Origin of the sequence: Methanolacinia paynteri, from assembly GCF_000784355.1 — an archaeon.
Taxonomy (GTDB): domain Archaea; phylum Halobacteriota; class Methanomicrobia; order Methanomicrobiales; family Methanomicrobiaceae; genus Methanolacinia; species Methanolacinia paynteri.
In genome coordinates, this window is sequence record NZ_AXDV01000036.1 from 18,214 (window position 1) to 38,846 (window position 20,633).

The following is a 20,633-nucleotide window of genomic DNA, read 5'->3' on the forward strand; positions in this document are numbered from 1 at the left end:
CAGGTAACCAGAGGATTAAAGAAATGCTTCAGAAACCGAGGGGTACAAGGGACTTTTTACCCGAAGAGATGGAACAGAGAAGAGAGATCGAGATGAGAATGAGAAGAGTCGCCAGCCTCTTCGGTTACCACGAGGTTCTCACTCCCACTTTCGAAAACCAGGAGCTGTATACAATAAAATCAGGCGAGGGCATTATAGGGGAGATGTACACCTTCGAGGACAAAGGAGGACGAAAACTTGCCCTTCGTCCGGAAGGAACGGCGGCAATCCTCAGGATGTACGTCAACGAGGCAAAAGTCCTCCCGAAGCCGATCAGGTGGTGCTATCTTCTCGACTGCTACAGGTATGAACGGCCGCAGAAGGGGAGATACAGGCAATTCTGGCAGTTTGGATCTGAACTTATCGGTGCCGACACCGCAGCAGGGGACGCAGAGATCATCCTCCTTGCAGACGGCCTCCTCAGGGCTGCCGGCGTGAGATTCTCGCTCCAGGTAGGGCACCTCGCACCCATGAAGCACATCCTCTCTGACCTTGGTGAAGAAGATAAAAAGAGAGTAATGGCCCTCCTGGACAAAAGATCTTTTGAAGAGCTTGAAATCTGCCTGAAAGACACCGGAAAGCCGGAGCTCTACGATAAGCTGACTGCCCTCATAGAATGCACAAGTATAGACGAAGCGAAGGAGGTCTGCGGGGACTTTCCGGGCATGGAGCGGATGGAGGAGATGCTCGGGATTCTTGACAGTCAGAATCTCGAATACAGCCTGAACCTCGGGATCGTGAGGGGACTCGACTACTATACAGGGATGGTCTTCGAAGGCTTTGCCGACAACCTGGGTGCCGAGAACCAGATAATAGGCGGCGGTTCGTACAGGCTTGCACACCTCTTCGGCGGAGAAGACACACCATCGTGCGGTTTCGGGATCGGGTTCGACAGGGTGATGGTCTCCCGCGGAGAGGTAGAACTTAAGAGAGATCCGCTTGTAGCCATATTGTATACGCAGGAAGGCCAAAAACGGGCATTCGAGGTGGCCGGGATGCTCAGGAGAGAAAGCATCAGGACCGAGATCAATCTCCTGGACCGCGGTGTCGGCGCACAGATGAAGCATGCGTCAAGAACTGCACAGTATGCTGTTGTAATCGGGAAAAATGAGGTAGAATCGGGAACGGTCACACTCAAAAACCTGGCATCAGGCGACCAGGTAGAATGCAAACCGGACGATCTTCCGGGTGAGGTGAGATAAATTTGGAGCTCGCGGAACAGCTCGCCGGACAGCAGAAAAGCATAAGCGTTGCAGAGTTCTTCGAGAAGAACAAACATCTCCTTGGCTTTGACTCCCCAACAAGAGGGATAATCACCACAATAAAGGAGGCAGTCGACAACTCGCTGGATGCATGCGAGGAGGCTGAAGTACTTCCCGACATCTTCGTCGGTGTGAAAAAAGTAGACAAAGACGTATACAGGATAATCGTAGAGGACAACGGCCCCGGAATCGTTCCGAAGCAGGTTCCGTTCGTATTCGGGAAACTCCTCTACGGATCGCGATTTCACCAGATCAAGCAGAGCAGGGGCCAGCAGGGTATCGGTATCAGTGCCGCCGTCCTCTATGCACAGCTTACGACGGGCGTCCCGGCAGTTGTAATATCCAGAACCAGCCATAAGAACAAAGCCCACCGGTTCGAGATCATGATCAGGACCGAGGCGAACGAGCCTGAGGTTCTCAAGGATGAAGAGATCGAATGGGACCGTATGCACGGTACACGGATCGAGATCGAGTTCAAGACGACTCTCGCTGCGAAGAAGAGGCTGCTGGATTACCTGATGTATACGTCGGTCGTGAACCCGCATGCAAGGATCAAGGCAGATATCGACGGCGAGGTCTACAACTTCGAGAGAGTAAACGAAGAGACGATCGTTCCACCCAAAGCCATACTCCCGCACCCTCACGGCCTCGAACTCGGCCAGCTTAAGAGAATTGCTGCAGCATCCGACAGCAACCTTAAGGATTTCCTTATCAACAGCTTCTCAAGGGTTGGCGACAAGAATGCAGATGAGATTATCGGCGGATCGGGCCTGAAGGAATCGCGGAAAGCAAAGACACTCACTAACGAAGAGCTGAAGAAACTTCTCGAATCAATGCAGAATGTGGAGGTTCCGCCTCCTCCCGCTTCACAGTGCTTATCGCCGATCGGTGAGAACATGATTATCCGCGGGATAGACAAGGAGTTCCAGCTGGACTTCGTAAGGGCGAGGACGAGGAAGAGCAAGGTCTTCTCCGGCCACCCGTTCATCGTGGAGGCGGCGATCGGCTACGGCGGAAAACTCGAGTCCGAAGGGACTGCTACGATACTAAGGTTTGCAAACCGCGTTCCGCTTCTATACCAGCAGGGTGCATGTGCGATTACGAATTCGATTTCAGGGATCAACTGGAAGGCCTACAACATCTCACAGCAGGGTCTTCCGACAGGCCCGGTTTTGATCCTCGTTCACGTCGCATCGACAAATGTTCCTTTCACCAGCGAGAGTAAGGATGCAGTCGCTTCGATCCCCGAGATAGAGAAAGAGATCGTTCTCGCCCTCCAGGATCTCGGCCGCGACCTTAAGATGTTCCTTGGCCGCCGTGACAGGAACAAACAGTTCGAGGAGAGGGCACGGGCGGTCTGCTCGATCCTCCCGGATATCGCAATGAAAGTTAGCGAGATCGTGGAAAAGCCGGTTCCGGACATCAGCCCCCTCGAAGGCCAGATCATGAAGAAGGTCGTTGCCAAAAAAGGAGTGAGGGACGGATTTGTCGAGATCATGTTAAGCAATTACACAAATACCGCGGTCTCCCTTACGATATACAACATGTCGCCTGAAGACGGGAAGGATGCATCGCCCAAGCCGGACTTTGTAGACAATATCGGGGACGAATACAACAAGCTTTGGAAGGCCGTAATCGAACCGGACAATATGTGGAGTGCAAAGTACAAGGGGACTAACGGGGGCACACTCGACATCAGGGGTGTTGAAGAGAAGAAGCTGGTGGTGATTGATCTTGATAACTAAGGAAGAGATGGATAAACATGCAGTATCCAAACTGCTGGAGATCGCCGACAGGTGGTACTCGCAGATAAAAAGAGCCGAGATCCCGTATATCTCTCTGCCTACCCGTACAAAACACAACATCGAGTACGACGAGGGCACCGAGGTCTGGAAATACGGCGAGAAGGAGACCACGAGAACAGCATCCACCGCCAAAAGCGCCCTGCACCTTCTCAAGATGGCATATGTGGTAGGCTTCCTCAAGGACCAGATCGGCGAAAACCGCTCGTCGACATTGAGGGAGATGTACTACATCTCAGAAGGCTGGAAGAGGGCAAAATTCGGGGCACAGGACGAGAGCAACTTCCTCGTCGAAGACCTTGAGATTATTACCGAACTATCCCGTGAGGCATTCCATCTCCGGCCGGAGGAGGACGGGGCATCGATATTCGGTCCTGTTAAGATCCGGGAGCAGACAAGGCGCGGAGACAAGGACATCCACTGCGTCGAGGATGTAGGTGAAGCAGGATATTCTATCCCGAACAACGTCGAACGCCTGACCTTTCTTGAAAACGATGCAAAGTTCGTTATAGCAATGGAGACCGGCGGTATGTATGCCCGTCTTATGGAGAACGGGTTCAGCGAGGAGTACGACGCAGTTCTTCTTCACCTGAAGGGTCAGCCTGCGAGATCTACAAGAAGAATGCTGAAAAGATTGAATAACGAGCTGGGTCTCCCTGTGGTGGTATTTACCGACGGCGACCCGTGGTCGTACCGTATCTTTGCTAGTATAGCGTACGGCTCAATCAAAGCCGCACATATGTCCGATATTCTCGTAACTCCCGGGGCACAATTCGTCGGGGTACAGCCCTCAGATATCAGCACGTACAATCTGCCTTCGGACCACCTTACTGAAGGGGATATTGCCGCACTAAAAGCAGAACTCACTGATCCGAGGTTCGATACCGAATACTGGAGGAACCAGATTAACCTCCAGATCAAGCTCGGCTTAAAATCTGAACAGCAGGCCTTTGCAAGCCGCGGCCTTGATTTCGTTACGAAAGAGTACCTTCCGGCCAGACTCAGCGAGATGGGAATTATATAAATAGGAATCCTGTTTAGTCAGGATTACACTTATAAACCCTGAAATTTTTCCCTTTTTGATAGATTCTGTATAGTGACAGAATTAAAGAAAGAGGATAATACGCAATATCAAGAACCCGGCATTTTAACAGGATTAATCTTCTGCCCGCGGGTTTTTTTGCTTTTATCGTATCTTTTATAGTACGGCGTAAAAAGATAAAATACGCCCTTCCACTGCGTTCACTTTCAATCTGGCGATAGATGATATTTTCATATAAATTTGTATAATAATTTGACTCATTGAAATTTTTAAATGAATATCCTGCATTGTAAAGCTCCGATATTCTTATGAAATCCTCAACGATTATTGTCAAGGAGTAGGCTATATTCACCGGCTGATATTTTATTACTGTAATTGACGTTGATTTGCTGTTAAGCTCATTTTTTGCGGAATCAAGGCTCCCACTGTCATGAAGGGCACCTATTGAGTATTTCTTATTCTGTGTAAATATTCCATATAACGTCAGATCGAGGTTCAGAATTTTATCGCAATTGAATAGTATTTGATACCCCTGCGTGAAATCTGGGGCATTATCCATACAAAGAACTGAAGTCTTATCAACAATTGCTTCGTACAAATCCCTGCTGATACAGGAATTAGATCCCCTTGGAATAGTATGAAAAAAACGCCAGTATATGAAAAATTTCATTTCAAAGAACCAGTTCAACAGTTCATCTGATGAATAGATCTTTGGAGTAGAGACCCCGGTAATATTTCTACAGCCCTTCTTTTCAAGTGAAACCGGATTTAATCTCCACGAGACAACTTCCGGATTATATTTATCGATATATTGACGCAGGATCTCCAATGCATGCGGTTTGATTATATATTTATCCTCAATAAGGAGGATATATTTACCACGGGATTTACTATACGCATAATTCCAGTTTTCAGACATTGACATCTGTCCGGTCCGATGATATTTTATCCGCTCATCGGTGTAGCCGTTTACCACGATGGCAGTTTTATCTGTGTCGTCATTATCTGCAATAACCAGCTCGAAATCCGAGAAGTCCTGTGATATTACTGAATCAATGGCATTATGGACTATTTCGCTTCTGTTTTTGGTAGGCAGCAATATCGAAAAGAAAGGTTTCCCATTATCAGTCATGATACTATATCCGTTATTGTGACATTCACTTCTGTATATAATTGTTAAATCGAAAAAATATAATTTATTTTCCGGGAGTCCTGCGTCTATTTGATAGTTTCACATATAGAAGTGTCCGAATCGTGATATTCGTCCATTGATGAGATAATACTACAGATACATCTCATCTCCGGGGAGATGCTATCGACAGATTCCAGACTACTTGTACCCGTGCACCGCCTGAAAAATCGAGATAGCGCCTGCTTGAAACCACTCGGCAGATTGTACCATATTAAATAGAGCCTACGATACTTCCTGAATAACGGATTATGTATGTACCGCTTCTCCATCAGTCTTTCAACAATATCGCCGACAGAATCCTTAAAATTTCGATCATTACAGGAATTAACTTCATCTACAAGATCGTTTATACATGAGGCAAGGTTAGAAGATAATTCGTTATAATATTCAGGAGGATATGCAAGCAGGGGCGGGTACCTGTTTGTAGAACTTTCTTTCCGCTTTTTTTGCTCATAAAGACAGTCCCGGCAATTTCCGGCAATATCTGCGAACTTTTTTGTTTTACCAAGGATTACCGGCTCGATTTCTATTGCTGTCTCTCCGAACCTTAGATCAAGCAACTTATACTTATAGAGATTTAAATAAACTTTCTTGGCAATGCAGGTCCTTTGGATACTAAACTGTAATCCGGGAATAGTTTCATCCAAGATATATGAGTTTACACGCTCGACAGGATCAGATGATATCGCAGAAAACCTGCCCTGCCAGGGACAGAATATTAAATTATCATCATCAGACTCTATCCTGTAATCCATTCCTTCGGCCAGCGTATAATCCGGGTGTTCATCCAGGAAGTAGAGACATTCACATAATGTTGTAGGGATCAGGAATTCCTTATCCGTACAAATTTGTGAATACTCGGTTTCAACGTTTTGAACGCCTTCACCCCATTTTTCATAAATATCTCCACCATATCTCTCGGTTTCAGGCTCAAACTCGATATAACGCATATTTACACCGAATTGTTCATGGATTTTTTCAAATGTAATACGATTGATCCTTTTTTTATCCTCAGGACTTGAGTCAGCAACAATTATTTCTGCGAAAGGGAAATGCGCATGATACCATAAACAACGGCTCAGGTAAAAATTTCGGTTATAGGTTGGAATAATAAGAGTCAGTTTATTTAATATGGACAAATCCTTGCCGGCATAACACTCATCAACAGCATCCATCAGAGATCACCAATACATCTCTTAAGAAGCCTGTTATCTCCCCAGAAGCTCATACCCTCGTAGACAGGATAATCATAAACACCCAGCTTGAGCTTAATTGAAGATTTCTTTCCGGCCACTCTTTCTTCGACAAGCTTTCTCACTGAGATCGGATCACCTGAGCAACAGTTTACAATTCCGTCCACTGAATCCTGCAGGGCAATTCTACAGATATATTCGGCTACCTTCTCCACAGGGAGGTAGTCACGCAGCTGCTCCCCGCCAGACATTGGAAATTCAGCATCCCCACGTTCGATTGCTGCGTCAAGCTGGGGCAACAGCGATCTTGGACTCTGTCCTTCTCCATACAGAAAGAACAGGCGGATCCAGTTCCATTGGATTTCATTTTCTTTAGCAATAAACGAGATATAACGCCTTAATGCATCCTTCGCCGTTGCGTACATTGTTACCGGATTCGCAGGAGTTTCTTCACTGAGGCACCCCTCGGCCGCTCCATATTCATAACACGTACCGATAACAACGACTTTTGTCCTCCCGGAATCAATAAAACTACGAACGAATCTCATTTCGGAAAACAGGTTTTCCTCCATATGAAAACGCATCATATAATTCGGAAGTCCTTTCCACCCAAGATGGATCAACAGATCCGGTTTACCAAAATGCTCGTAATAATTTAAGTCATCCGCATAATAGTCACAAGGAATAAAATCTACAGAATTATACCATTCGAACTGCTTCGCTTTTTCATTCCCTGTACCTGATGCTACGACATCGAAACCTGAATTTATCAGCCACTGGACAACATGATAACCAATAAAACCGGTTGCCCCGGTTACAAGAATTTTTTCTTTTTTCAAATTTTTAATTTCATTAGGCTCCATATATTTACATCCTTTAATACATCATATCTCAATGATAATGCTCTGACACTCTTTTAAGATGGGAACAAATTTACAGGGTTTTGTTTTATCAGAAACTTATTGTTGCTGCTGTCCAATTTAGTACTCAATAACAATCCGTTGTATGTCATTATTTCTTTTTTAAGATTATTACCTCCTGACCTCTAATTCTCAGATTCATAATCAGCTATCTGGATATTGCCAAGCTTAAATATGATGCTTTGAAAAATTTTGTATCTACACCTTTTTATCTTGAGAACCTGATTAGGCAATAGTTACCTCTGCAAAGTTGAAATACATATTGTGCCTTAAATGTTTATTTGAACAGCGCTTCGATTTGTCAGGGAAAAATTAACATACATTTTTTTAACAAAAATCCACCCATTTTCATCCCCGAATACATTTTTGTAATAATTCAGGCGTAAAATAATAATATGTTATTCCAAAAGGTAGAATTTAATTAATTATCTCCAGTACCGGAATTACGGTAACAAACTTTCCTCCCCACTCCCTGATAAACTCGTTTTGAGAGATTATTTCATCTTTTAAATTCCAGGGAAGGATAACCAAATAATCAGGTTTAATCGTTTTAATCAATGCAGGTGAAATCACAGGGATGTGTGAACCAGGGAGGTAACGTCCCTGTTTATGTGGTGATGCATCGGCAACACCTCTAATCATCAAATTCCCCTTAATACCACAATAATTAAGCAATGTATTTCCTTTCGCCGCAGCACCATAACCTACAACAGTTTTACCCTCTTTTCTGGCGTTTAGTAAAAATAAAAGGAAATCTTCCCGGATTTTTTCTACATTCCTGCAAAAAGATGAATACACTTCTTTGGATTTTAATCCGTAATCATCCTCTTCAGAGAGAATCTTTCCGAGATTTTGTGATATAACTTTACTGCTGTTATAATCATGGCATGCATAAATTCTCAATGATCCGCCATGTGTCGAAAGTTTCTCAACATCATAGATCTTTAAACCATGCGCAGAAAAGATCTCCTGTACTGTTCCCAAAGAGAAATATGAATAATGCTCATGATATATTGTATCAAACTGATTATAACGCAGAATATTTAACAAATGCGGAAATTCAAGAGTAATTGTCCCATCAGGGCACAGACAGATTTTTAATCCTTCTACGAAATCATTGATATCCGGAACATGGGCCAGAACGTTGTTACCAATTATAAGATCCTGGGGCCCTCTTTCAGCTACGATCCTTTTTGCCAGAGCAGTTCCAAAAAATTCTGGTATTGATTCTACGCCTTTTTCTGCAGCAGCTGAAATAGTGCTGATCGATGGTTCGATGCCAATACACGGAATTTTTGCTTTGACAAAAAATTGCAAAAGGTATCCGTCATTTGAAGCTACTTCCATTACTTTGGATTCTGAAGAAAGTGATAAGCGATCAATGATCATCTCAACATATTCCCTTGCATGCTCTACCCATGAAGACGAATATGAACTGAAGTAAAGATAATCATCATCAAATATTTCTTTGGATGAAGCATATTCATCCACCTGCACCAGCCAGCAGTTATTACAGACCATTAACTTCAAGGGATAGTATACTTCAGGTTCGATTAACTGTTCTTCCCGTAAATATGCATTAGATGGGGGAGCATTTACCAAATCGATCACGATTTCAGATATTTCATGACCACAAAATCTACATTTCATAGTTGAACCCCAACAGAATTCAATTCTATTAACGGATGATTCAAATCCTTGTCAGATACATCAGTAACTTCTACAGGCCATTCAATTTCAAGTTCGGGATCGTTAAACCTAAGGCCGCCTTCCGATTCCGGAGAATAAAATTCCGATACTAAATATAATACCTCCGAATTGTCCTCCAGTGCCTGAAATCCATGAGCAAAACCTTCAGGGATTACAAGCATACGCATGTTTTCAGCAGAAAGCCATACAGAATGATGCTGCAGAAATGTAGGTGAATCTTTTCTGATATCAACCGCAACATCAAGAATCTTCCCACGTATACATCTTACCATTTTCATCTCGGCATGTGGCGGACGCTGAAAATGCATGCCGCGAATGGAACCTCTTTTTGCGGTACGCGAGAAATTGACATTTTTTATGTGCCTGTTACCAATTATTCCTGCAAGCTCTTCTTCACAAAACCACCTTGCAAAGGCTCCGCGATGATCGAGAAAAGGGTTGGTTTCGACAACAAAGAGGCCTTTTATAGGTGTATCAATAATAGCTAATTTACTCATATTTCACCATTTTCTTCATATATTGTTTTATATCTGCAAGGCTGAGTTCCCTTGCATCTTCGCCATCATAATAATTTCTATACCACTCGGCGGTTATTTTCAATGTATCTTCCAGATCCCATACGGGCTTCCAACCTAAACCAGATATTGCTTTTTCGCATGAAAGACGAAGTATGGCAGCTTCATGCAAATTCGCGAGGGACGGATCATAATTCGCTTCTCCCTTCCCCCAAGCATTGTAAAATCCATTAATGATATCAAGAACTGTCGCTGATCCTGTTGGAAGCGGGCCGAAATTCCAGGCACCTGCAAGCGGTACCGGACTTTCTGAACTAACCATCATCATTTTTGCTGCAATGAGCATATATCCGGAAAGTGGTTCTAAGACATGCTGCCAGGGACGTACAGCCTGAGGACTCCTAATCTCCAGTGGTTTTTCGGATGTAACCGCCCGGACTGCATCGGGAATTATCCTGTCTTCAGCCCAGTCCCCACCGCCGATCACATTTCCTGCCCGGGCAGAGGCCAGGCTTACGCCATGATTGGATATTTTATCAGATGAAAAAAATGAATCCCTAAAAGAAGCAATTGCAATCTCAGCCGCGGCTTTACTCGCACTGTAAGGGTCATGACCTCCAAGTTTGTCGCATTCCCGGTAACCCCATACCTGATTGACGTTAAGATAACATTTGTCGCTTGTTATCATCACGATGCTGCAGGGCTTTCCAAGGGCTCGGACAGCTTCCATAAGATGGATGCTTCCCATAACATTTACATCAAAGGTTTCAACAGGTTCTAAATAGGATCTCCTGACAAGAGACTGTGCGGCAAGATGAAATATGCAGTCAGGTTGGACATCATGAATGTAGGAAGCGAATTTTTCTTTTTCACGTATATCACCAAGACATTCGCCCTCCAGTATCTCTCTGATTTTTGCTTTCTCGTAATGACTAGGAACGGTATCCGGTGGAAGCGAATATCCATAAACTTCCGCACCGAACTCTTTAAGCCACAGGGCAAGCCATGAACCTTTAAATCCGGTGTGGCCAGTCACAAGGACTTTTTTATCTTTAAAATTATCAAATATCATTCCTTCCAGCCTGTCCACGGTGTATTGCCCGAATCCCACATTTCCTGAAGTTGCTGTTTGTCACGAAGGGTATCCATGCATTTCCAGAATCCATTGTGCCGATATGAAAACAGTTGCCCGTCTTGTGCAAGATTCTCAAGTGGTGCACGTTCAAAGATCGTGGCATCTCCTTCCCGGATATAATCCAGAATCTCAGGTTGGAGGACAAAGAATCCTGCGTTAATCCATGAACCATCCCCTTGCGGCTTTTCCATAAACTGGGTAACTTCACCATCCGGCATGGAGACAATTGAACCGAATCTTCCTTCCGGCTGTATTGCAGTCATTGTTGCTAATTTGCCATGTGATTTATGATATTTTACGAGCTCTTCAATATTTATATCGGACACTCCGTCACCGTATGTCAACATGAAGGGCTCATTGTTAAGATATTTTTTCGCCCTGAGGACACGCCCGCCAGTCATTGTATTAAGACCGGTATCTATAAGGGTGACCTTCCAGGGTTCACAGTGCTGTTCGTGAATTGTCATATTATTATTTTCAAGATCAAAGGTTACATCGCTCCTGTGCAGGAAATAATTGGCAAAATATTCCTTTATTATATAACCCTTGTATCCAAGAAGAATTACGAAGTCATTGTATCCATATTGAGAATATATCTTCATTATATGCCATAGGATTGGTCTGCCCCCAATTTCAACCATAGGTTTGGGGATAATACTTGTCTCTTCGGCGAGACGAGTACCCATGCCCCCGGCGAGGATTAAAACTTTCATTCATTCTATATTTACATTTTCTAGATTTATTAATTCCGAGGAATATTCCGTTAGACATAATACGAGATTCTATAAACGATAATGTTCGGAAGATAATGAATATCCCCTCATTGTTCCGAACACCGCGATGCCGATCAAAGTTTTTCAAAAGAGAGGCAATTCAAAAATGTCAATCTATGACAAGGACTTCCTTAAAAATAAGAAGTTATCTAAAGAGGCGAGAATTGCTTGTTTTTCTGACCCAGATATAATTCCCAGTATTCACCCTTCAATCTCATCAGATCCTCATGAGAACCACTTTCAACCTGCCTCCCTTCTTTAAATACACAGATCATATCCGCATTTTGGACAGTTGAAAGCCTGTGTGCAATAATAATAACAGTCATATTTTTGGATAGTTTTTCGACAGATTCCATAATCTTCTGTTCGGATATATTGTCGAGGGAACTTGTCGCTTCATCCAAAAGCAGGATCTCGGGCTTTCTTAAGATTATTCGTGCAATTGCAATTCTCTGCCGCTGTCCTCCGGATAATTTCAATCCCTGATCGCCGATAATAGTTTCATAACCATCATTTGTCGCCATTATGAAATCATGGGCATCGGCCAGTTTTGCAGCTTCAGCAATCTCCTCATCTGTACATTCAAGACCGAATCTGATGTTTTCCCGGATCGTGTCATGATAAACAAAGGTTTCCTGCCCGATATAACCCAGATGTTGAAGATAATCGGCAGGATTTATCTCATCCAAGTTTACCCCGTCAATATAAATCCCGCCAGAAGACGGTTTATAGAGCAAAGCAAGGATGTTTGCAGTTGTAGTTTTCCCCGAGCCCGAACTTCCTACAATTGCAATTCTGGAATTTTTATTAATATTAAGAGAGATATCGTGGAGAGTTTCTTTTTTGTAGCCCTTATAAGCAAAAGAAACATCCCTTAACTCGATCTTGTCGTTGAATACAAATTTTTTCATCCCGGGATCGTTATTTATTGAATTACTTTCATCAAAATCTTCAGTCAGAGCGTTGTAGACAAGTTCAAGAGCCGGAAGATACTGAATAAAAAATGACATATTCTTCTGGGCATATGAAAGGGATGGTACAAGACGATAGAGACCCAGCATAAAAGTACCAAATATCCCAATATAAGGAATAAAATCACCACCAGTAAACATATACAAAAGAATACCGCCAAGGGCAATTATTGAGAACATTATAAAATCATTGGCGATCATAGTAACATTCCCAAGAGCATATACGTTTGTATATGCCTTTTTTAGTCTTTTTATCGAAGCTTCATATTTTTTCACCCAATAATCTAAAGATCCGGTTATGAATATTGTTTTAATACCAGAGATAAATTCCTGGTAAACAACAGATTTTTCCATTAAAGAAACATTCAGAACATTGCTGTTTCGATATACCCTTGAAAAAAGCGATTTTTTAACGATAAAGGCATAAAATACACCAAGAACAATCACGCCAATCGTAAGCCAGAATGATAAATAAAACAAGAGAAGAAGATAAAAAAAAGCCATGAAACCGTTCCTGGCGAATTCAACAAATTCGTTAATAGCCATACTTGATTCCGTCACGGCCCCTTGGCCGACATATAACAGGTCACCCTGTTTTTTGGCTGCAAAATAACTATATGGCCGGTTTCTGATCCTTTCAAATACTCTTCTGTCAAGGGAATCACGGACTTCTGAAAATACATACGCCCCTCCATATGCCACTGCTCCATATACTCCCGCAATTATTAAAGTAGTTACAAGAAGAAGAAAAGCCGATGCTATAAACGGATTTACAGAAGAAGGCAAAAGATTATCATAGAATGCATCCAGAAGTTTGGGTTGGTTTTCCACTCCAAGCCCGTAGTTTATTATAGGGTAGACAAGCGAGATCCTAAAAACCTCAAGAAGACTTAAAAAAAGAACACCTATTAGATATACAACAAGAATTTTTTTAAATGGGCTGAACAGGTACCCAATTATCTTTATAGAATCGGTTATTACAGACATTACGAGATTTACCTGCAAAAGATATGATAATTATGATATTTTAATTCAATGCTCATCAACTGATTGTTCCTCAAATCAACAACAATATTTCTCATATAAAACAAATAATGATGAGATGAAGCAGATCGCCCTGTACGGAAAAGGCGGAATCGGAAAATCCACGACCTCGGCCAACCTTTCTGCCGCACTTTCTGAAAAATCCCTCGAGATCCTCCAGATCGGATGCGATCCCAAGCATGACAGCACCCGCATGCTTATGCACGGAGAATGGATACCCACGGTCTTGGATCTTGTCAGGAAGAAAGGAGAAGCAAATATCGCAGTCGACGAGATCGTTTTTAAGGGATATAACGGAATCAGGTGTGTAGAGGCCGGCGGGCCGGAACCTGGCATCGGATGTGCAGGCAGGGGAATCATAGCGACATTCCAGCTACTTGAGAAACTCGACGCACTATACGGGGACGTGATCGTTTATGATGTTCTTGGCGATGTCGTATGCGGGGGATTTGCGATGCCTATGAGAGAAGGATATGCCCAGGAGGTCTATCTCGTGACATCCGGAGACTTCATGGCCCTTTATGCCGCGAACAACATCTGCAAGGCGATAGCCCGGCTTTCGAAAAGGACAAAGAACAGGTGCACGCTCGGGGGAGTCATCTGCAACTCTGCGAATATCGAAAACGAATATGAGCTTGTCAAAGAGTTTGCAGAAAAGATAAATTCAAAACTCGTTGCCTTTATCCCGAGAAGCCCGATCGTCAGGGTTTCGGAGGTCAACAGGAAGACAGTGATAGAGTATGCACCTGAATCCGAACAGGCGGAAATTTACAGAAAACTTGCCGATACGGTAATGAAAAATGTGCCTGACAAGAACAAAATTCCTGTACCGATGGAGATGGATGAACTCGAATCGCTCTCTCTCAAATACATCAAGATATAACGGCTGCTCGGTCTCAGGCGCACTTTCGGTCTCTGCATTCATAAGAGATGCGGTGAGCATAGTCCACGGTCCGGCCGGCTGCGCACACCAGGCATCATCTCTCTTTCACTCCACAATGATTGCAAACGAACGTTTTGATATCCCCTACATCTACACCAGCGGCCTCCTGGAAGAGCAGATAATCTTCGGTGGAGAGAACAGGCTGAGGGAATCGATATCAGAGGCCCTTTCGTATGATCCTTCAGTTGTCTTCGTAATCGGCACATGCATATCGGAGACTATAGGCGATGATATAGATTCGGTATGCACCGACGCATGGGAAGTTCCGGTTATCAACCTCAATACTTCAGGATTCCTCGGAGATTCATTTGAAAGAGGTTTTTTAAATGCGATCAAAGGGGCGTCTGAGCTGATAACTGCCAGTGATGAAAAGACTCTCTCGGCAAATATCATCGGTGAAAAAAATCTTGAATTCGAGGTTGAAGAGAATTATTCAGAGATCAGGCGTCTCCTCGGTCTGCTCGGCATAGATATTAACATACGATTTGTAAGGGATATCACCACAGAAGACATACCAAATTTTTGCAGGGGGTCCCTGAATATAATCAGGGAGGACCCTTCAGGCGTTCTTACACAATTTTTTGCTGAGAAGACAGGTATTCCGTCCATACCCAGGTTCCCGTCAGGAACCTCGGATACGCTCAACTTCCTGGAGGAAGCCGGAAGACTCCTCAATCTCCCATGGGCGGAAGCCGTCGCGAGGGAGAAGGAATACCAGCGATCGGTTTTCGAAGAGTTTTCAGACCTGGGAGATGAGAGAATCGCATTCGATTCTTTCGGGTTTCAGGACGCCGATACGCAATTTTTCACAGATATAGCCAAAAATACCGGGATAAAAATTGATCCCGACGGGACAGTCATCCCAATACCCTTAACAGCCCCGGTGGGAACAACGGGAATCAGGAGAATGCTCAGGGAATGGAGGCGGTTTATAGATGCATGAAAGGTGCATAAGCCCTGTCTGGCCCTGCGCAATGGTCGGGGCTGCATCCTGCATGGCGGGAATACGGGACCTCGGGGTTATTATTCACGGCTCTGCGGGCTGCTATAACTATGCAGAGATGGCAATACCGGATCCGCTGAACTGTACGTATCTCATAGAGGATGAGATCGTCTTCGGCACTGAGGCAAGGCTCAGGGAGACGGCAGGTGCCTTATCACAGATTTATGACAGGATTGCTGTCATCAATACATGCGTCCCCTCGATCACCGGAGAAGACCTCGAACAGTTCCTTGAAGACTATAATGCGATTGTCTTAGATCTTCCCGGATTTTCAGGGGACTTTGACACCGGTTATCAAAAAGCTCTTGAAACTCTGGAAATAATCCCTGATTCAGAAAGGGAAGGTGTAAATATATCCGGAGTCTGTTCCACAGATCCATTTTCAGGAGGGAACCTGGCGGAGGCTGTAAGGCTCTTTCACCTCGCAGGGATCAAATCTGCGGCAGTATACTGCCGTGACACCTTCGAATCGATCAGGTCGCCGGCAGAACATGGTATATCGGTAAACCCCGATTATGATCCACGGACAGTTACCTCTCCCGGGTCTATTCTCGGCATAGAGGAACTGATAAAAGCATTTTGTATAATTCAAAATTTCTTTCAGGAGGCCGATATCGATCCCGTTATTTCGGAGGCCGAAGAAGCCGAAGAGAGAATCGTTAAGGCATGTGACAAATACCTGAGAAAAAACGACCCCCCACGGACTGCAGTCTTCTCGACGAGGTCGTACGCGGAATTCGCCGTAAAGTCGCTGGTGAAATATCTCGACGCCGAGATCGTATTTACAGGGCTGCGAAACTCCGAAGAATTTTCGATCCAGAATATTCCTTCGGGAAAAGCGGTCGACATCAGGATGATAAGAGAAAAGATATCAACCGAGGAGCCGGATCTCATTCTCGGCTCTTCTTTTGAAAATGTAGTCTCTCCCAAAACTCCCTTCGTCGGGATTACATTTCCGCAGAGAAGCAGAGTTGTGCTTCATAACAAACCTGTTGCAGGAACGGAAGGAGCGCTTGTCTTTATCGGGGATGTGCTCAATTCTTTGAGATAAAAAAGAATAAATCGATCAGTTCATTTTGTTGCCGCAGTTTGGACAGACCATATCTTCTTCTCCGCCGGTAATTTTTTTGGGCATCATGCACCCGCAGTCAGGGCAGATATAATGCTCTTCCCCCCGCTTAAGATTTGTCCAGTTCATCCTGTTTCCCTTTCTGAAGCTGTTCTGCAGGATCATATTTTCAAGAATCTCCGAACAATCAAGGCATTCAACCTGGCCTTCAAGGAGGAGATCCAAACCATCCCGTATAGCCATATCTCTTATCTCATATTGCCTGACACCGGACCTGTGCAGAACAAGTGTGGAGCCCGGCCCGAATCTTCCTGCAACAACTGCAGAAACTCCCATATTCAGCACCTGGCCGGCAGCCATCGTTCCTGCACTTCCCGGAAAATCCGCTGAAGAATTTCTGACGCCTGAAGCAGATACAATCCTGCCCGATTCTATTTCTGCGATACAAAACGCAGAGCATCTCCCGAAATTTTCAGATATGTCATCATAGAGACTTCCGTCATTTTTACCAGCAATTGCAACCTTTTCCATAACCCTTCGCCCCCGCCGCAATTTTAAAAATATATAGTCAGTAGATAATAAGAAATTTGGTATCGGTACAATCAATTGTTATTCAGGCTCTTCCAGACATGAACAAATCTCTGGATTGCAGTGAAATGACCTAAGGTCCCGAATAATACCATCAGCCACCCGAATATACCGAGGCCTGCAAAATTCAGGGGATAAATGACTGCGATTACTCCGCCCGCGATCAGCAGGACGAGCCTGTCCGCCCGCCCGAGGATTCCTCCGTAGAATCTCCCGGCACCCACCGCCTGCGCCTGTGTTCCGAGATATGAAGACATCAGCACGCCTGTCAGTGCAAAAACACCAATCGGCCATGGACACAGATCTCCTGCAAATATTCCGCAGATGATAACTATATCGGCATAACGGTCGAGGACATGATCGAGGAAATCCCCCCGCGGCGAGGCGGTGTTCAGCTCTCTGGCAATGGAACCGTCGATGGCATCAAAAAAGGCGTTGAGAAATACAAAAACTGTTCCAAGGACGATATCAGTTTTGTAATAGAAATACCCGGCCACTACAGCTGCAATAAATGCGATTATCGTGCAGCTGTCCGGCGTAAATCTCAGCCGGACCATTGCACGCGCCGTAGGTTTTACGATCCACGAAACACTATTTCTGTAGCTGTCAAGAGTCATATCATCGTTCCCAGGTATTCCGACCAGTCCGTATTGCCGAAATCCGCCCCCCGTCTGCCATGAATGAAATCATCGATTTCTGTCGCAATCTCTTCAGGAGTCCTTTCAGTTGTATCTAATTCGAGTATTATATCTTCTTTATGGTTTTCAAGTGCTTCGATCAGGATCGTATCCAGGGCTTCGGCTTCGACGTTTTCACGGACCTTTTCGGAAGAATAGCCGCGAAGAACCAGCCTTTCCTTAAGAACGTCCGGCCTGCACCTGAGAATCACCAGTCGGTCGCATTCGAGGAGGTGGGTGAGGTGGCCTTCGACTATCCCGTCGACAGGCCTGAACTCAGAGGCCCATAAGTCTTCATCTATGACCGCAGTATCCCTATCGGGATCGTCGCAGATGAAATAATTCCCGGTTGTATCGTTCTGGAGAACGACATCATACCCCATCCTCTTAAGAACTGCCGATACCGAAGATTTTCCCGTACCGGGAATCCCGGATATGCAGGTCATCATAAGGAATTCAGTTCCTTTAAGAAGATCTCGTTCTCCCAGGGCTCGCCGATGCTGACGCGGATATAGTGGTCTCCCAGTCCAGGGAAACTCGCACACGACCTGATAATCACTCCCTTCCGTGCGAGCATCTCAACAACCTCGTCTCCTTTATACGGGGAGACGTCGAACATCACGAAGTTCGCACCGCCGCCCGAGGTAGGATACGGGGATTCGTTGATAAAACGCTCCCTCCACTCCCTGACGGTCGAGAGATACCTGGCAGTATACAAGTCGTTCCTGAGCGCTGCGGCGGCGGCTGCCATTGAGACCGTGTTCAGGACGAAAGGAGTCTGTGCCCTTTCGTAGTATTCTTCAAACCACCCGGGAACGATCCCGAAACCAACTCTCATACCTGCCAGAGCGTAGTACTTCGACATCGTCCGGCCGATTATGAGGTTGTCATATTTATTCATAAGCGGAATGTAGTCCTCGTCACAGAAATCTACATAGGCGTTGTCGAGGAAGAGCATCCCGTCGATCGATTTGAGGATCTTTTCCACATCACATATAGGAATAACATTGCCGGTCGGGTTGTTTGGGGAGCAGAGAAAGATCAGTTTCGCGCCCGAATCCGCCGCTTCGTCCGAAAGCCTTCCTGTATCTACCGAAAAAACATCATTCCGTGGGACATCAATAACTTCTCCCCCGTATGCCTGGGCTGCGAGCCGGTAGAAAGAGAATGTCGGGGTGCTCACGACCACTTTATCGCCTTTGCCGATGGTAGTGCGGATAACGGTCTCGATCACTCCGTCCATTCCGACTCCTGAGACATAACTGAAATCCCCGAACTTCTCCTTCAGTGCTGATCTCAGATTCAGGGAGCACTCATCGGGATACCTGTTAGCATTCTGAAGAGCTGCTCCCGCAGGTTCAAGAACCCCGGGAGGAGGAGGATATGGATTTTCATTGCTTGCAAGCCTCGCGGGCCTTTCATATCCGGCGGATCGTGCAATATCGGCCGCTTTCGTTGCAAAGACATATCCGCCGGCATTATAGACCGGCCTTATCAGATCTTTCATTTTTTTCCACATCCAGGTATTCTTTATTCCGGAGACTGCCCACTCCTCCCAATCAAAGGAGCTTTTGTTAGTTCTTTATTGCTTCGCTGATAACACGGACCGCTTCGTCGATCTCGTCATCGCTGATTACAAGCGGGGGGACCAGACGGATATTGCCATGGCCTGCGCAGTTTACGAGAACGCCCATCTCCCGGCATTTCGCCGCAACTTCCGCACACCTCTCCTCCCCGAGAGTGATCCCGATCATGAGACCGCACACACGGGGATTAAACTCAGCAAGACCCTTCCTGAACCTCTCCGCTTTTTCGGGAATTGAAGGAAGCACTCCTTCTATTGCATCGAGGGTTGCAAGGGCAGCGGCACAGACTATAGGGCCGCCTGCAAAGGTGCTGCCGTGCTCGCTCCTGTTGAACGACAGGCCTTCACGTGCGATTATGGCACCCATAGGAAGTCCGCTGGCGATACCCTTGGCCATCGAGACGATATCCGGAGTCGCACCGGTATTTTGGTAATAGAACCATTTCCCTGTCCGCCCCATGCCGGTCTGGACCTCATCGCAGATCATAAGCGCACCTTTTTCGTCGCATATTTTACGGACGCCTTCAAGGAATCCTTCAGGCGCGGGAACTACACCCGCCTCTCCAAGCACGCCCTCAAGAATCACACCAGCAGTATCGTCATCGACCGCTTTTTCCAGTGCATCGAGATCGCCATACTCGATGAATGTGCATTTGGGCTCGAGGGGTTCGAAGGGCTCGCGTATAGCGGGCTTGTAAGTAAGTGCGAGCGATGCGCATGTACGGCCATGGAAGCAGTCTTTGAATGCAACGAACTTCTTCCTTCCTGTGCGGATTCTGGCCAGCTTGATTGCGCCTTCGTTTGCCTCAGCCCCCGAGTTGGAGAAGAATGCACGCCCTCCCTTAATGCCCGAGATCTTCACGAGCCTTTCCGCAAGCTCAGCCTGGTTCGGGACATAGAACAGGTTGGAGATGTGAATAAGCTCCTTTGCCTGTTTGCATATGGCCTCGGTCACCGCAGGGTTGCAGTGGCCCGTGCTGCATACCGCAATTCCGGCCACGCAGTCGAGATATTTCTTCCCCGAATCGTCCCATACATAACAGCCCTGACCTTTGACGATCTTCAGGTCGCGCCCGAAGGCCTGCATATAATAAAGGCTGTCAAGTTCCTTTGAATTCATTTTTTCTTCCATTTTCAGCTTTGTTGATTTTTTAGATTTATATTCGGTCC

Annotated in this window: 19 protein-coding genes; 6 read left to right on the forward strand and 13 right to left on the reverse strand. The window is 45.4% G+C overall.

Annotated elements, in window-relative coordinates; all coding sequences use genetic code 11:
* The first annotated feature begins 23 nt into the window (after positions 1-23).
* From hisS to METPAY_RS01515, 3 genes are read left to right on the forward strand one after another with little or no spacing between them, the layout of a single operon-like run.
* Complete coding sequence (gene hisS / locus METPAY_RS01505) at positions 24-1,241, forward strand: histidine--tRNA ligase (RefSeq protein WP_048148510.1); 1,218 nt, start codon at positions 24-26, stop codon at positions 1,239-1,241.
* Positions 1,242-1,243: 2 nt separating this feature from the next.
* A complete protein-coding gene (locus METPAY_RS01510; protein WP_048148512.1) occupies positions 1,244-3,046 on the forward strand; it encodes a DNA topoisomerase VI subunit B in 1,803 nt (600 codons plus the stop codon).
* Complete coding sequence (locus METPAY_RS01515) at positions 3,039-4,127, forward strand: DNA topoisomerase IV subunit A (RefSeq protein ID WP_245611494.1); 1,089 nt, start codon at positions 3,039-3,041, stop codon at positions 4,125-4,127. Before METPAY_RS01510 ends, METPAY_RS01515 begins: the two co-directional genes overlap by 8 nt.
* 13 nt (positions 4,128-4,140) lie before the next feature.
* Here the strand turns inward: METPAY_RS01515 and METPAY_RS01520 are convergent, their stop codons facing one another.
* The 8 genes from METPAY_RS01520 to METPAY_RS01555 form a co-directional block, all read right to left on the reverse strand.
* Positions 4,141-5,277 (reverse strand): glycosyltransferase family 2 protein, encoded by a 1,137-nt coding sequence (locus METPAY_RS01520; RefSeq protein WP_048148514.1) that lies wholly within the window; start codon positions 5,275-5,277, stop codon positions 4,141-4,143.
* A gap of 86 nt (positions 5,278-5,363) precedes the next feature.
* A complete protein-coding gene (locus METPAY_RS01525) occupies positions 5,364-6,512 on the reverse strand; it encodes a TIGR00180 family glycosyltransferase (RefSeq protein ID WP_048148516.1) in 1,149 nt (382 codons plus the stop codon).
* Positions 6,512-7,369, reverse strand: coding sequence for an NAD-dependent epimerase/dehydratase family protein (locus tag METPAY_RS01530; RefSeq protein WP_211251506.1), 858 nt, complete (start codon positions 7,367-7,369; stop codon positions 6,512-6,514). Before METPAY_RS01530 ends, METPAY_RS01525 begins: the two co-directional genes overlap by 1 nt.
* 498 nt (positions 7,370-7,867) lie before the next feature.
* Positions 7,868-9,100 carry a class I SAM-dependent methyltransferase gene (locus METPAY_RS01535; RefSeq protein ID WP_048148520.1) on the reverse strand — a complete coding sequence of 411 codons (1,233 nt, stop codon included), beginning with the start codon at positions 9,098-9,100 and terminating at the stop codon, positions 7,868-7,870.
* The gene (rfbC, locus tag METPAY_RS01540; protein ID WP_048148523.1) at positions 9,097-9,657 is read right to left on the reverse strand and encodes a dTDP-4-dehydrorhamnose 3,5-epimerase; all 561 of its coding nucleotides are present in this window, start codon (positions 9,655-9,657) and stop codon (positions 9,097-9,099) included. The genes METPAY_RS01535 and rfbC overlap by 4 nt, the downstream gene beginning before the upstream one ends.
* A complete protein-coding gene (rfbG, locus tag METPAY_RS01545; protein WP_245611493.1) occupies positions 9,650-10,765 on the reverse strand; it encodes a CDP-glucose 4,6-dehydratase in 1,116 nt (371 codons plus the stop codon). Before rfbG ends, rfbC begins: the two co-directional genes overlap by 8 nt.
* A complete protein-coding gene (rfbF, locus tag METPAY_RS01550; RefSeq protein WP_048148525.1) occupies positions 10,744-11,523 on the reverse strand; it encodes a glucose-1-phosphate cytidylyltransferase in 780 nt (259 codons plus the stop codon). The genes rfbG and rfbF overlap by 22 nt, the downstream gene beginning before the upstream one ends.
* 209 nt (positions 11,524-11,732) lie before the next feature.
* Positions 11,733-13,541 (reverse strand): ABC transporter ATP-binding protein, encoded by a 1,809-nt coding sequence (locus tag METPAY_RS01555; protein ID WP_048148526.1) that lies wholly within the window; start codon positions 13,539-13,541, stop codon positions 11,733-11,735.
* Between the two features lie 115 nt (positions 13,542-13,656).
* On the opposite strand from METPAY_RS01555, the gene cfbC reads away from it, so the two are divergent.
* From cfbC to METPAY_RS01570, 3 genes are read left to right on the forward strand one after another with little or no spacing between them, the layout of a single operon-like run.
* Positions 13,657-14,481, forward strand: a complete 825-nt coding sequence (gene cfbC / locus METPAY_RS01560; protein WP_048148528.1) for a Ni-sirohydrochlorin a,c-diamide reductive cyclase ATP-dependent reductase subunit — start codon at positions 13,657-13,659, stop codon at positions 14,479-14,481.
* Positions 14,441-15,484 (forward strand): nitrogenase component 1, encoded by a 1,044-nt coding sequence (locus METPAY_RS01565; protein WP_048148532.1) that lies wholly within the window; start codon positions 14,441-14,443, stop codon positions 15,482-15,484. The genes cfbC and METPAY_RS01565 overlap by 41 nt, the downstream gene beginning before the upstream one ends.
* Positions 15,477-16,595, forward strand: a complete 1,119-nt coding sequence (locus METPAY_RS01570; RefSeq protein ID WP_048148533.1) for a nitrogenase component 1 — start codon at positions 15,477-15,479, stop codon at positions 16,593-16,595. Before METPAY_RS01565 ends, METPAY_RS01570 begins: the two co-directional genes overlap by 8 nt.
* Before the next feature lie 15 nt (positions 16,596-16,610).
* Here the strand turns inward: METPAY_RS01570 and METPAY_RS01575 are convergent, their stop codons facing one another.
* From METPAY_RS01575 to METPAY_RS01595, 5 genes are all read right to left on the reverse strand, one after another.
* Entirely contained in the window at positions 16,611-17,144 is a 534-nt protein-coding gene (locus tag METPAY_RS01575) for a NifB/NifX family molybdenum-iron cluster-binding protein (protein ID WP_048148535.1), read from the reverse strand.
* Between the two features lie 71 nt (positions 17,145-17,215).
* On the reverse strand, positions 17,216-17,818 hold the full coding sequence (locus tag METPAY_RS01580) for a CDP-alcohol phosphatidyltransferase family protein (RefSeq protein WP_048148537.1): 603 nt from the start codon (positions 17,816-17,818) through the stop codon (positions 17,216-17,218).
* A complete protein-coding gene (locus METPAY_RS01585) occupies positions 17,815-18,327 on the reverse strand; it encodes an adenylate kinase family protein (RefSeq protein ID WP_048148539.1) in 513 nt (170 codons plus the stop codon). Before METPAY_RS01585 ends, METPAY_RS01580 begins: the two co-directional genes overlap by 4 nt.
* Positions 18,324-19,385 carry a histidinol-phosphate transaminase gene (hisC, locus tag METPAY_RS01590; RefSeq protein WP_048148562.1) on the reverse strand — a complete coding sequence of 354 codons (1,062 nt, stop codon included), beginning with the start codon at positions 19,383-19,385 and terminating at the stop codon, positions 18,324-18,326. The genes METPAY_RS01585 and hisC overlap by 4 nt, the downstream gene beginning before the upstream one ends.
* A 67-nt stretch (positions 19,386-19,452) precedes the next feature.
* A complete protein-coding gene (locus METPAY_RS01595) occupies positions 19,453-20,595 on the reverse strand; it encodes an aspartate aminotransferase family protein (protein WP_048148541.1) in 1,143 nt (380 codons plus the stop codon).
* Positions 20,596-20,633 lie beyond the last annotated feature (38 nt).